The organism is Pseudomonas sp. NPDC086581, assembly GCF_044746165.1.
GTDB lineage: Bacteria > Pseudomonadota > Gammaproteobacteria > Pseudomonadales > Pseudomonadaceae > Pseudomonas.
Map to the genome: position 1 here is coordinate 399591 of NZ_JBIVBR010000003.1, position 12075 is coordinate 411665.

Here is a 12075-nt window from a genome sequence, read left to right on the forward strand (position 1 = left end):
ATGCAATCAGCTCCGTAGCCCGCGCTCAGGCGCAGACCTCAGTGAGTCTGCGGGCGATATCGCCCAGGGGACGGATCTCTACTGCAGCGCCTATCGCCGCGGCGGCCTTGGGCATACCGTACACAGCGCTGCTCTCCTGATCCTGGGCCAGGGTCAGGAAACCGCGCTCGCGCATTTGTTTCAGGCCTTCGGCGCCGTCCCGGCCCATGCCGGTGAGCAGTACGCCGACGGCATCGCCGCTCCAGTGCTCGGCCACGCTGTCGAAGAACACGTCGATGGACGGCCGGTAAATGTGGCTGCAGGGCTCAGCGGTGTAGGCCAGCTCGCCGCCCTTGAGCAGGCGGATATGGTGGTTGGTACCGGCCAGCAGCACGCAGCCCGGCTGCGGCGGCTCGCCGTTGCGCGCCAGGCGCACGGGAATCTTCGACTGGGTCGAGAGCCATTCGGCCATGCCGGCGGCGAAGACTTCGTCCACGTGCTGGACGACCACGATGGCGGCGGGGAAGTCCGTTGGCAGGCGGGCGAACAGATCGGCCAACGCCGCCGGACCGCCGGCCGAGGAGCCGATGGCGATCAGCTTGCGCGCGCCACTGCTCTTGCGCGCTGGCACTGCGCTGATGGCCGGGCGGCTGTCACGCGGGGCATTGAGCCACGCCAGGTTCTGCAGCTTGCGCAACAGCGGGCGGGCCGCTTCGGCGGCGTCGCCGGTGCCCATGACCGGGGTGTTCACCGCGTCCACCGCGCCATTGCCCATGGCGTCGAACACGCGGCTCATGTTGCGCTCCAGGTCCACCGTCACGACGATGATCGCACAGGGGCTCTGGGCCATGATCCGGCGGGTAGCCTCGACACCATCCATCACCGGCATCAGCAGATCCATGAGGATCACGTCGGGCTTGTGCGCCGCGCACATCTCCAGCGCTTCCGCGCCGTTGGCTGCGACCCAGACTATGCGGTGCGCCGGCTCGTAAGCCAGCGCGCGGCGCATCGCCTCGACCGCCAGTGGCATATCGTTGACTATCCCTATCTTCACCCGTGGGCTCCTCCGATCAAGTCGACCACCGCATCCAGCAGGGCCTCGTCATGGAAGCTGGCCTTGGCCAGATAATAGTCGGCGCCAGCATCGAGCCCGCGCCGCCGGTCTTCTTCGCGGTCCTTGTAGGACACCACCATCACCGGCAGCGACTGCAGGCGGGTGTCGCGGCGGATCAGGTTCACCAGCTCGATACCGTCCATGCGCGGCATGTCGATGTCGGTGATGACCAGGTCGAAATGCTCCGAGCGCAGCGCGTTCCAGCCGTCCATGCCATCCACCGCCACGGCGACATCATAGCCGCGCCCCAGCAGCAGCTTGCGCTCCAGCTCGCGCACGGTGAGCGAGTCATCCACCACCAGCACGCGCTTGCGCGCCGGGCCGGTGAGGCGACCGGTGGGATCGATGCGCTCCAGACGGCCAGTGGCCAGGAGTTTCTCCACCGAGCGCAACATGTCCTCGACGTCGAGGATCAGCACCGGCGTGCCGTCGTCCAGCAGCGCGCCGGCGGAAACGTCCTGCACCTTGCCCAGCCGGGCATCCAGCGGCACCACTACCAGGGTGCGCTCGCCGATGAATTTCTCCACCGCCACGCCGTAGGCACTGTCCCGTTCGCGGATCACCACGACGGGAATCTCGTGCGGCGTGGCTTCGCCGTTGGGGCGCTGCAACAGCTGGCTGGCGGACACCAGGCCGACATGTCGGCCCTCGTGCCAGAACTGCTGACGGCCTTCGAGCTGGACGATCTCGTCCGGCGCCAGGCGGCGCATGCGCTCGATGTGCGCCAGCGGGAAGGCGTAGGCCTCGCCACCGATGCTGACGACCAGGCTGCGCACCACGGACAGCGTCAGCGGCACTTCCAGGTGGAAATGCGCACCCTGCCCGCTCACCTGTTCCATGCGAATGCCACCACGCAGCTGGCGCACCATGTGCTGCACAGCGTCCAGGCCGACACCGCGGCCGGACACCTCGGTGACCTGCTCGCGCATGCTGAAGCCGGGCAGGAACAGGAAGCTCAGCAGCTCTTCCTCGGTGAGGCGCGCCACGGTTTCCTCGGTGGACAGCTGGCGGCGCACGATGGCCGAGCGCAGGCGGTCGAGATCGACGCCGCCGCCGTCATCCTGCAGTTCCAGCACCAGCATGCCGGCGTGATGGCGGGCCAGCAGCTGGATCGTGCCCTCCTCCGGCTTGCCATTGCGGGCGCGCACTTCAGCGGACTCGATACCGTGGTCGACGGCGTTGCGCAGCAGGTGGGTGAGCGGCGCTTCGAGCTTCTCCAGCACGTCGCGGTCGACCTGGGTGGTGGCACCCTGAATCTCCAGGCGCACGGTCTTGCCAAGCGAGCGGCCGAGGTCGCGGACCATCCGCGCCTGCCCGGAGAGCACGTCGGAGAATGGCCGCATGCGGCAGGACAGCGCAGTGTCGTAGAGCGACTGGGCGCGCTGCCCGGCCTTGAAACTGAATTCGTCCAGCTCGGCGATCTGCTCGCTGAGCAGTTGCTGGCACTCACCGACCAGCCGCCGCGCGTCAGCCAGATAGGCCTGCGCCTCGGCATCCAGATTCGCCGTACTGGCAGCATCGCGGGCGCCATCGAGCACACGGCTGGCGCTGGCCTGGATGCGTTTGAGGCGCTGCAGCGAATCGAGCAGCGGCTTCAGGCGCTGGGACTCCACCAGCGATTTGCTGGAGTAGTCGAGCAACTGGTTGAGGCGCTCGGCGGTCACCCGCAGCACGCGCTCGCCAGCCTCATCGCTGTCGCTGGAGCGGCGGCGCTGGGGGCGCTCGGCGGGAGCCGCGGGAGCCGGCGCGGGCGGTTCGATAGCTGCCGGAGCGGGCTCGGCGCGCACTGGAACAGATGCTGCCGGCTGCGCCGGGGCCTGCCCGGAAACCAGTGCCTGCAAGCGCTCGACCATGGCCGGCACGCCCTGCTGGGCCTGCTCGGCGCGCTCGGGCTGGGCGTCCGCGATATGCAGGAGGATATCGGTGCCGGCCAGCAGCGCGTCGATATGCCCGGAAGTCAGCAGCAGCCGGCCTTCCTGAGCGCCGGCCAGGCAATCCTCCATGACGTGCGCAACCTGCACGCCGGCATCGAGGCCGACGATGCGCGCGGCGCCCTTGAGCGAATGTGCGGCACGCATGCAGGCTTCGAGCTGGTCGGCCTGGGTCGGGTTGCGCTCCAGCGCCATCAGCCCGTGAACCAGCACCTGCGTCTGAGCCTCCGCCTCCAGGCGGAACAGCTCCAGCATCGACGCGTCCTTCATCTGGTCCGGGGTCATGCGAGGCTCCGGGTGGCGGCGTCGAGCAGGGCTTGCTGGTCGAGCAGGCGGATGCTGCGGGTGCGCCACTGCATCACTCCACGGGTGAAGCGATCGTTGGCGGCGTGGCTCTGGGACGAGGCTTCGACGATGGCCTTCTCGTCCAGCTCATGAATGCCTTCGACCTCGTCCACCGGAGAGATGATCGGCCCGCCAACCGCCGCCAGGATCAGCATGCGCGGCACGATGCGAGCGTCGTCGCGGGCGGCCGCGCGGCTGTCGAGGCCGAGCAGTTCGCCGAGGGAAATGCAGGCCACCAGCGTGCCGCGCACGTTGGCCACGCCCAGCAGCGCGGGCGAGCGCTGGTGTGGCAGGGAATGCACCATGCAGGCCGGAGCGACCTCGGCCAGGGCACGGGTGGGCAGGCCCAGCCATTCATCGCCAAGGCGGAAGATCAGGTGCGGGCGGCCATCCTCGGCAGCCGCTTCGGCGACTTCGACGGGCGCCAGGTGCGTGCCTTCGCTGCCCAGCGCGTAGCGGTCCAGCAGGCTGATGGCCGCAGCGGCGTGCACCGGGCAGTTGCGGCAATGGACGTACTCAGCCAGCTTCGGGCAGCTGCGGTCGCCGCGCACGCCGATGCGGTTCCAGCAGTCGTCCACTGCCGGCAGGTCACCGTCAAATGACGAGTAGCCAGGTTCAACCATTGCGCTTCACTCCTCGCGCAGCGCGCTCCTGCAAACGGCGGGCGCCGGCTGCGTCGCCCTGGGCCGCGAGCAGCGCAGCCAGGTGTTGCAGGCTTTCCTGGTGATCGGGTTGCAGGTACAGGGCCTTGCGGTAGTAAGCCTGGGCCTCGCTGCCTTGCCCCTGTGCATCAGCCAGCAGGCCGAGCCAGTAGAAGACTTCAGCGTCCGGGCCCTGCTCCGCCAGCAGCGTCTCGCAGCGTTGGCGCGCTTCGGCGGCCTGTCCGGAGTTGGCGAGCCGGGCGATCTCCGCCAGCGCGTTGCCGGCAGGGGCGGCGGGCAGCTGCTCCGGCTGGCTCAGTGGGCGCGGGCGAACCGGCGCGGGCTTGGGCGGAGCTGGGCGTGGAATCGGCGGCGGAGCCGTCCAGTTCAGCGGCGCCGCACGAGGCGCCGGCTCGGCATTCTGCAAGGGGAAGGCGAAGGATTGCGGCACGCCCAGCGGACGCAGGCCGATGCGCGACATCAGGCTTGCCTCGGCCGGCCCGATGAACAGCACGCCGTCGGGCCGCGCCAGCCGGCGCAGCACGTCCACCACCTGCTCCTGGGTCGGGCGGTCGAAATAGATCAGCAGGTTGCGGCAGAACACGTAGTCATAGGGCGCTTCGCTGGCCAGCAGGCCCGGCGCGAGCAGGTTACCGACGCGCAAACGAACCTTTTTCCGCACCGCCTCGGCCAGTTGGTAGTCATTGCCGTCGGCGCTGAAATAACGGTCACGGAATGCCAGGCTAGCGCCACGGAACGAGTTGCGCCCGTAGCGCCCCTCCTCCGCCCGCTCCAGCACCGCACGACTGACGTCCAGCGCGTCGACCTGGAAGGCGGCCGGCGCGAGCCCCGCATCCAGCAGCGCCATGACGATGGAGTACGGTTCCTCGCCGGTGGAGCAAGGCAGGCTGAGGATGCGCAGCGGCCGGGCGCCGGCCAGCTCCAGTACGCGCCGGGATGCGAGCTCCGCCAGCGCGCCGAAAGATTCGGGGTAACGGAAGAACCAGGTTTCGGGGACTATCACCGCCTCGATCAGCGCCTGCATTTCCTCGGCGGAGCCTTGCAGTTGCATCCAGTAATGCTCGGCGTTGCCACCGCTGACCTTGTTGCAGCGCTGGCGCACGGCGCGCTCGATCACGGCGTCGCCGACCGACTCGGCATCCAGGCCGATACGCTCCTTGAGCAATTGGGCGAAACGCGGATCGGTCATGCCGGCGCTCCTCCCGCGTCCTGCAGAAGGCGCGCGCGGGCTTCATCGCTGAGCAACTGGTCGACGCCCACGCGCTGCAGCAGGCCCTGCTCGTCTTCCAGCACAGGGCCGAGGTAGCGGGCGCTGCCGTTGTCGAGTTCGTAGTCACGGAAGGCTGCAGGATCACGGCGCAGGGTGTGGGTCGCCTGTTCGAGAATCAACCCAAGCCGCTGCTCCGGGCCCTCGCCTGCGGCGCGGTAACGCACCAGCACCAGGCGCGTGCTGGTGCGACGCGGCGCGCTGTGCCCAAAGGCCAGTTGGTTCATGTCCAGCACCGGCAGCAGTTCACCACGGTGCGGGATCAGCCCTGCCACCCAGGCTGGCGCTTGCGGCACGCGCTTGAGCGCAGGCACCGGCAGCACCTCGATGACGTCGTGGACGTCCAGCGCATAGCGATCCGCGCCCAGGCGGAACTGCAGGTACAGCCTGCCCGCCGCAGCGGCGTCAGACCTTGAAGCGGGAGACGCCATTGCGCAGTCCGTTGGCCACGAGGTTCAGCTCGTCGATGGCGAAGCTCGCCTGGCGCAGGGATTCCACGGTCTGGCCGGTGGCCTCGCCGAGCTGCACCAGCGCCTGGTTGATCTGCTCGGCGCCGGTGGCCTGGGCCTGCATGCCTTCGTTGACCATCTGCACACGCGGCGCCAGCGCCTGCACCTGCTGGATGATCTGCGAGAGCTGCTCGCCGACCTGGCCGACTTCCGAGATGCCGCGACGCACCTCCTCGGAGAACTTGTCCATGCCCATCACGCCGGCGGACACGGCGGACTGGATCTCGCGTACCATCTGCTCGATGTCGTAGGTGGCCACGGCGGTCTGGTCGGCCAGGCGGCGCACTTCGGTGGCGACCACGGCGAAACCGCGGCCGTACTCGCCGGCCTTCTCCGCCTCGATGGCGGCGTTGAGCGAGAGCAGGTTGGTCTGGTCGGCTACCTTGACGATGGTGGTCACCACCTGGTTGATGTTGCCGGCGCGCTCGTTGAGGATCGCCAACTTTGCGTTGACCAGCTCGGCCGCTCCCATCACGTGATGCATGGTTTCTTCCATGCGCGCCAGGCCCAGTTGGCCGGAGCCGGCCAGGGTGGAGGTCTGCTCGGCGGCCGAGGACACCTCGGTCATGGTGCGCACCAGGTCGCGGGAGGTGGCGGCGATTTCCCGCGAGGTGGCGCCGATCTCGGTGGTGGTGGCGGCGGTTTCGGTTGCCGTGGCCTGCTGCTGCTTGGAGGTGGCGGCAATCTCGGTCACCGAGGTAGTAACCTGGATGGCCGAGCGCTGCGCCTGCGATACCAGGCCCTTGAGCTCTTCGGCCATGCCGTTGAAGCCGGTCTCGATCACCGCGAATTCGTCGTTGCGCTCCATCGCCAGGCGCGTGGTGAAGTCGCCGCTACCCATGACCTGTAGGCCTTTCACGACCTGGCGCACCGGCTCGGTGATGGCGCGCATCAGCAGCAGCCCGCAAACCGCTGCGGCGACGATGGCCAGTAACAGAGAAATGAGCATGATCGCCTTGGCAGTAGCCACCTCGTCGACGATGTCGGACGCTGCGGCATCGGCGATTTCCTTGTTCAGTGAGATCAGCTGGTTGAGCGTCTTGCGGCCGTCTTCCCACAACGGCTCCAGGCGTTCCAGCAGCAGGCGCCGCGCGCCTTCACGGTCAGTGCCGTAGAGCTGCAGCACCTGCGCCAGCAAGGTGTCGTACTCGCTCGCCTGCTGCTTGAAGTGAGCGAGCATTTCCTTATCGCGGGGGTCATTGACGGTGAGCTCGTAACGTGCAATGCGCTCAACCAGTGCGTCATGGTTGGCGCGGAATTCCTGGCGACGGGCATCGTCCAGAGGCTTGCCATCACTCAGGCCGACCAGCACCTGGGTCATCAGGATGCTGTCGGTCCATGCCGAACGCACAGTGGTCAGCGCGTAGGTGCCGGGCATGGCGTCCTGACTCACCCGCTGGGTGCTGTGCTCCACCCGCAGCAGGCGCGTGTAGGAAATCACCACCATCAGCAGCATGATCGCGACGACGACGGCAAAGCTGGCCAGGATGCGTTGGCGTAGAGTCCAATTCTTCACAGCGTTCCCCAGAAGATGTGTGGCGTGCCGACGGATGATGGATTCGGGCGGACAATCGCGCGAATGTAAATTCCTACTAAATCGTCAGCAAGATAGGACATATAGTATCTGTAGACGCCTGAAGCTCCTCTCTTTATTCCAAATTTTTAGTACGACGGTTCCTCTCATTCTGACCGCCCCTACTCGCCGTTTCGCACATACCCGATGTTGAGCCTCTCTCTCGCCGCCCACGCCGGTCTCTTCCTCTCCGCCTTTGGCGCCGCCACCCTGCTGCCGCTGCAATCGGAAGCCGTGCTGGTCGGGCTGCTGCTGGGCGGGCAGTACGCGCTGTGGTCACTGCTGCTGGCGGCCAGCTTGGGTAACGTGCTCGGCTCTTTGGCGAACTGGCTGCTGGGCCGCGGACTGGAGCGCTGGCGCGGCAAGTGCTGGTTCCCCGTGAGCGATGCGGCGTTGGAGAAGGCCCAGCGCCATTACCGGCGCCTTGGCAGCTGGTCGCTGCTGCTGAGTTGGGCGCCGGTGATTGGCGACCCGCTGACACTGATCGCCGGCGTCATGCGCGAGCCGCTTTGGCGCTTCCTTCTGCTGGTCACCGTCGCCAAGGTCGGGCGTTACGCTGTGCTGGCCTGGCTCACGCTCGCCTGAATGAGCCCCATCTCAAAAACAGACAGGTTTTTCGTCTGCTAGTCCTGTTTTGCCACTGCTGCGAAAAATTGGCGCCAAGTAATATCACAGCGCCATCACCGTGCATGGCAGGGCCCAAAGGCTCCACACATTGGATGAAGAAAAGGGAATTTCACGATGTTCAGAAGCATGAGTATTGGCCGCCGCGCGTCCCTGGGTTTCGCCGTCATGGGCCTGCTCCTGGTGTTTCTCGGGCTGTTCTCGCTGTACAAGCTCTCGACCCTGCGCGCCGCTTCCGAGGAGATCGATAGCAACTGGCTGCTGAGCATCAACCACATGAATCAGCTGTCGGGCGACATCGCCCGCATCCGCCTGGAATCCATGCGCCTGCTGGTCAACCATGACAGCGCCGCCCGCGAACGCAGCCTGGGCCTGATCGCCGAAGCTCGGCAGGACAAGGACAAGGTGCTCGCCGACTACCGTCGGCTGATCCTCAGCGCCGAAGAGCAGCGCTCGACCGATGAACTGCGTCAGACGCTGGATGGCTATCTGGGCTTGGTCGATCATCTGGTGGAGAAGGTTCGGCAGAACGACGACGAGGGCGCACTGCACATCCTCAATGGCAGCATTGCCCAGCAAGGCGCGGAGCTGAACAAGCGCCTCACTGCGCTGATCGACCTCAACCGCAATGGCGCCGCTGCCGCCGCCGACCGCGCCGTCGAGCAGTTCCAGAGCGGCCGCGTGGTGGTGTCCGGCATCCTGGTGCTGAGCGTCGTGTTGACCCTGTTGCTGGCCTGGCAGCTCACCCGCAGCATCGTCGTGCCGCTGGGCCAGGCAGTACGCGTAGCGCAGACCATCGCCAGCGGCGACCTCAGCCAGCGCTTCACGGTCGAGGGCCGCGACGAGCCGGCGCAACTGCTCAACGCCCTGGCGAACATGCAGAGCAGCCTGCGTGAGACCATCCGCGGCATCGGCAACTCGGCCAGCCAGTTGGCCTCGGCGGCCGAAGAGATGCACAGCGTGATGGAAGAAAGCAGCCGCGCGCTGCAGCAGCAGAGTGACCAGATCGAAATGGCCGCCACCGCCGTCAACCAGATGACCAGTGCCGTGGAGGAAGTCGCCAGCAACGCCGCTTCCACCTCCACCGCTTCGCGCGAGGCCATCGACGCCGCACGCAGCGGCAGCGAGCGGGTCGACGAAACCTCCAACGCCATCGGCACCCTGGCCGGCGAAGTGGGCCAGGCCTCGCAGCAGGCGGAAGTCCTGGCCAACCAGGCGCAGGACATCGGCAAGGTGCTGGAGGTGATCCGCAGCGTGGCCGAGCAGACCAACCTGCTGGCGCTCAACGCCGCCATCGAAGCCGCCCGCGCCGGCGAGGCCGGGCGCGGCTTCGCTGTAGTCGCCGACGAAGTCCGCTCGCTGGCCCAGCGCACCCAGAGCTCGACCCGCGAGATCGAAGAGCTGGTCTCGGCCATCCAGAACGGCAGCGACCGCACCGTCACCGCCCTGCTCAGCAGCACCGCCCACGCCGAACGCACGGTCAGCCGCACCGGCGAGGCCGGCGCTTCGCTGCAGGTGATCCTGGAGCGCATGTCACTGATCAACGAGCGCAACCTGGTGATCGCCAGCGCCACCGAGGAACAGGCCCAGGTCGCCCGCGAAGTGGACCGCAACCTGCTGACCATCCGTGACCTGGCGACCCAGACCTCGGCCGGCGCCACCCAGACCAGCGCGGCGAGCCAGGAGCTGTCGCGCCTGGCCGTGGACCTCAACGGGATGGTGGCGCGCTTCGTGGTCTGACGGCGACCTGCCCTACTCCCGTTTCGCCAACTGCTCGGCGAAACGGGAAGGTTGGACGGGGAATTTTTCCGGCATTTTCCTATCCAATGGCCATCATGGAACGCCACAGGGTGGATAGATGAACGTATTGAAATTGTCGGCCGTGCTGGCCACCGCCGCGCTGTTGAGCGCCTGCGGAGGCAACGAGGCCAAGGTCTGCGGTTCGGACGACGTGAAGAACCAGCTGGTGAAGATCTTTCTCTCCGGCGCACTTTCCGCCCAGTCCGACGCGCTGAGCAAGGCCGAACTGAAGGACGTAGCCATCATCGACAAGGACCCGGACAGCGGCGTGCTGGAATGCGTCGGCACCTTGACCGTGCCGGTGGTCGGCCAGGTGGCCTCGGGCACCCTGAAATACCAGATCGCGCCGGCGGCCAAGTCCGAGCACGACTACCTGCTGCTGCTCGCCGACGGCCCACTGGCGAACGCCTTCGCCAAGCGCATCGAGGGGATGATCCCGCAGCAGTGAGGGTTATCCACAGGCAATAAAAAACCGGCCTACGTGGCCGGTTTTTTATTGGGCGATTGGATCGCGCGTCGAAGCAATCCGTGGGAGCGTCCCATGGGCCCGCTCCTACAGGTGAACGTGGGTGCCATGCGGTTCGCGAGCAAGCTCGCTCCTACGAAGAGCCCGCTTCTCCGATCCAGCCTTGGCTCTGTTTTTCTACGACTTCCAGAGAAACACCGGCGCACTCCGAACCGCCCCGTTCAGGAGGCCGAGTGGAAGTGGAGTTTCAGGGGTTGAGCGACATGGATGTCGCGAGAGCTGCGATGGGCCAGGGATGGCCCTTCGCAGCGTGCCCCTGAAACTTCGCTTCAACGAGGGAATTTTTCGCCTAAGCGAAAAACCGGATGTCCGGGGCAAGACTTTTTGGTTCCTTTTGTGAGGGCGGCTCTCCGACGTTTGACAAAAGGGACTCGCCGAGAGGCGAAACATGAAGTCCCAGCGCACGCCGAAGCGGCGCAGCCCCCGCCAAGCCAAGGCAGCGCCCTGCAACATCCGAGCAAAAGAAGCGTCGGCCCTGCCGACGGATCACCGGCATGGCACGTTCCTACAGGTGATATCGGCGCCGGCCTGTAGGAGTGCGCCATGCTCGCGACCCGCGGGCAGGACCCGCGACCACCGGCGGATGAAAGGGTCAGAACCCCTCCAGATCGATCAACTCCCCCTCGAAGCGAATCGACCCGCCCTCCTCGTTGGCCTCGCCACCCTGGATCTCCCCGTAATAGGAAAGCCCGTTCTCCAGCGTCACACAGACGTGGGTCGGCTCGTCCGGCGCGTCCAACTGGCCCTTGAAGCTCACCTCGATCACGCCCTCTTCCGGCGCGCTGAGGGTCACCGTCACGCGGGCGTTGTCCACCGCTTCGGCCTCGCGTCCCCAGTGCTCGGCGCTGACGGTCACGGTGGCGATTTCCTGTTTCATGCTCGACGACTCTCCAAAGGCTCCGGCGCCATGCGCGCCGGCTGATGGCGCCAAGGATACCGCGCCGCCGAAGCCGCCGAAACGGCGGTTTCTCCCGGCGACCGCCTGTCGCCTGCCTTTCCCGCACTCCCACGCACCACCCGCCACGGCTGGCTTTGGCCGCTCCGCCCCAAGGCAAATACGCCTTGCGCAAACCGTATTATGGTATACCATGATACCGAATCCCTTCCCCAACCCAGCCGAAGTCACAACTGGAGCGACCCATGAGTTTCGAGATTCGCAAGATCGTCACCTACAGCGAGCAGACCTTCATCGAAGCCGGCAAGGCCACCGACACCCCGGTGACCATGGTCGGCCTGGCCGTGGTGATCAAGAACCCGTGGGCCGGCCGCGGCTTCGTCGAAGACTTGAAGCCCGAGATCAAGGCCAACTGCTCCGAGCTGGGTGCGCTGATGGTCGAGCGCCTGACCGCCGCCATCGGTGGTGCTGACAAGATCCAGGCCTACGGCAAAGCCGCCGTGGTCGGCGCCGACGGCGAGATCGAGCACGCCTCTGCCGTCATCCACACCCTGCGTTTCGGCAACCACTACCGCCAGGCGGTGGACGCCAAGAGCTACCTGAGCTTCACCAACAAGCGCGGCGGCCCGGGCACCTCGATCCAGATCCCGATGATGCACAAGGAAGATGAAGGCCTGCGCTCGCACTACATCACCCTGGAAATGCAGATCGAAGACGCCCCGCGCGCCGACGAGATCGTCGTGGTACTGGGCGCCGCGGACGGTGGCCGTCTGCACCCGCGCATCGGCAACCGTTACATCGACCTGGAAGAACTGGCCGCCGAACAGGCTCAGTGATCCATACCGTGCAG

11 protein-coding genes are annotated in these 12075 nt (G+C 66.6%); 4 read left to right on the forward strand and 7 right to left on the reverse strand.

Going from position 1 to position 12075, the window contains the following annotated elements; translation table 11 throughout:
- Positions 1–25 precede the first annotated feature (25 nt).
- Genes ACIPK7_RS09395 through ACIPK7_RS09420 form a run of 6 tightly spaced genes read right to left on the reverse strand, consistent with a single transcriptional unit; the run spans position 26 to position 7323 of the window.
- Positions 26–1033, reverse strand: a complete 1008-nt coding sequence (locus ACIPK7_RS09395; RefSeq protein WP_401087305.1) for a chemotaxis response regulator protein-glutamate methylesterase — start codon at positions 1031–1033, stop codon at positions 26–28.
- A complete protein-coding gene (locus ACIPK7_RS09400; RefSeq protein ID WP_401087307.1) occupies positions 1030–3309 on the reverse strand; it encodes a hybrid sensor histidine kinase/response regulator in 2280 nt (759 codons plus the stop codon). The genes ACIPK7_RS09395 and ACIPK7_RS09400 overlap by 4 nt, the downstream gene beginning before the upstream one ends.
- Positions 3306–3992 carry a chemotaxis protein CheW gene (locus tag ACIPK7_RS09405; protein ID WP_401087309.1) on the reverse strand — a complete coding sequence of 229 codons (687 nt, stop codon included), beginning with the start codon at positions 3990–3992 and terminating at the stop codon, positions 3306–3308. The genes ACIPK7_RS09400 and ACIPK7_RS09405 overlap by 4 nt, the downstream gene beginning before the upstream one ends.
- Entirely contained in the window at positions 3985–5220 is a 1236-nt protein-coding gene (locus tag ACIPK7_RS09410; protein WP_401087311.1) for a CheR family methyltransferase, read from the reverse strand. The genes ACIPK7_RS09405 and ACIPK7_RS09410 overlap by 8 nt, the downstream gene beginning before the upstream one ends.
- Entirely contained in the window at positions 5217–5729 is a 513-nt protein-coding gene (locus tag ACIPK7_RS09415; RefSeq protein ID WP_401087313.1) for a chemotaxis protein CheW, read from the reverse strand. Before ACIPK7_RS09415 ends, ACIPK7_RS09410 begins: the two co-directional genes overlap by 4 nt.
- Positions 5704–7323 (reverse strand): methyl-accepting chemotaxis protein, encoded by a 1620-nt coding sequence (locus tag ACIPK7_RS09420; RefSeq protein WP_401087315.1) that lies wholly within the window; start codon positions 7321–7323, stop codon positions 5704–5706. The genes ACIPK7_RS09415 and ACIPK7_RS09420 overlap by 26 nt, the downstream gene beginning before the upstream one ends.
- A gap of 204 nt (positions 7324–7527) precedes the next feature.
- On the opposite strand from ACIPK7_RS09420, the gene ACIPK7_RS09425 reads away from it, so the two are divergent.
- The 3 genes from ACIPK7_RS09425 (at position 7528) to ACIPK7_RS09435 (ending at position 10252) form a co-directional block, all read left to right on the forward strand.
- Positions 7528–7965 carry a YqaA family protein gene (locus ACIPK7_RS09425; RefSeq protein WP_192436238.1) on the forward strand — a complete coding sequence of 146 codons (438 nt, stop codon included), beginning with the start codon at positions 7528–7530 and terminating at the stop codon, positions 7963–7965.
- Positions 7966–8121: 156 nt separating this feature from the next.
- Positions 8122–9744, forward strand: a complete 1623-nt coding sequence (locus tag ACIPK7_RS09430; RefSeq protein WP_401087317.1) for a methyl-accepting chemotaxis protein — start codon at positions 8122–8124, stop codon at positions 9742–9744.
- A gap of 118 nt (positions 9745–9862) precedes the next feature.
- On the forward strand, positions 9863–10252 hold the full coding sequence (locus ACIPK7_RS09435) for a hypothetical protein (RefSeq protein WP_192436240.1): 390 nt from the start codon (positions 9863–9865) through the stop codon (positions 10250–10252).
- A gap of 670 nt (positions 10253–10922) precedes the next feature.
- On the opposite strand, the gene ACIPK7_RS09440 is transcribed toward ACIPK7_RS09435, so the two are convergent.
- Positions 10923–11207 carry a hypothetical protein gene (locus ACIPK7_RS09440; protein ID WP_192436241.1) on the reverse strand — a complete coding sequence of 95 codons (285 nt, stop codon included), beginning with the start codon at positions 11205–11207 and terminating at the stop codon, positions 10923–10925.
- A gap of 263 nt (positions 11208–11470) precedes the next feature.
- On the opposite strand from ACIPK7_RS09440, the gene ACIPK7_RS09445 reads away from it, so the two are divergent.
- A complete protein-coding gene (locus ACIPK7_RS09445) occupies positions 11471–12061 on the forward strand; it encodes an amino acid synthesis family protein (RefSeq protein ID WP_192436242.1) in 591 nt (196 codons plus the stop codon).
- Positions 12062–12075 lie beyond the last annotated feature (14 nt).

Coding starts and splice junctions, on each gene's coding strand:
- ACIPK7_RS09435 (WP_192436240.1), top strand. CDS start 9,863: ATGAACGTATTGAAATTGTCGGCCGTGCTGGCCACCGCCGCGCTGTTG.
- ACIPK7_RS09445 (WP_192436242.1), top strand. CDS start 11,471: ATGAGTTTCGAGATTCGCAAGATCGTCACCTACAGCGAGCAGACCTTC.
- ACIPK7_RS09410 (WP_401087311.1), bottom strand. CDS start 5,220: ATGACCGATCCGCGTTTCGCCCAATTGCTCAAGGAGCGTATCGGCCTG.
- ACIPK7_RS09425 (WP_192436238.1), top strand. CDS start 7,528: ATGTTGAGCCTCTCTCTCGCCGCCCACGCCGGTCTCTTCCTCTCCGCC.
- ACIPK7_RS09430 (WP_401087317.1), top strand. CDS start 8,122: ATGTTCAGAAGCATGAGTATTGGCCGCCGCGCGTCCCTGGGTTTCGCC.
- ACIPK7_RS09440 (WP_192436241.1), bottom strand. CDS start 11,207: ATGAAACAGGAAATCGCCACCGTGACCGTCAGCGCCGAGCACTGGGGA.
- ACIPK7_RS09405 (WP_401087309.1), bottom strand. CDS start 3,992: ATGGTTGAACCTGGCTACTCGTCATTTGACGGTGACCTGCCGGCAGTG.
- ACIPK7_RS09400 (WP_401087307.1), bottom strand. CDS start 3,309: ATGACCCCGGACCAGATGAAGGACGCGTCGATGCTGGAGCTGTTCCGC.
- ACIPK7_RS09415 (WP_401087313.1), bottom strand. CDS start 5,729: ATGGCGTCTCCCGCTTCAAGGTCTGACGCCGCTGCGGCGGGCAGGCTG.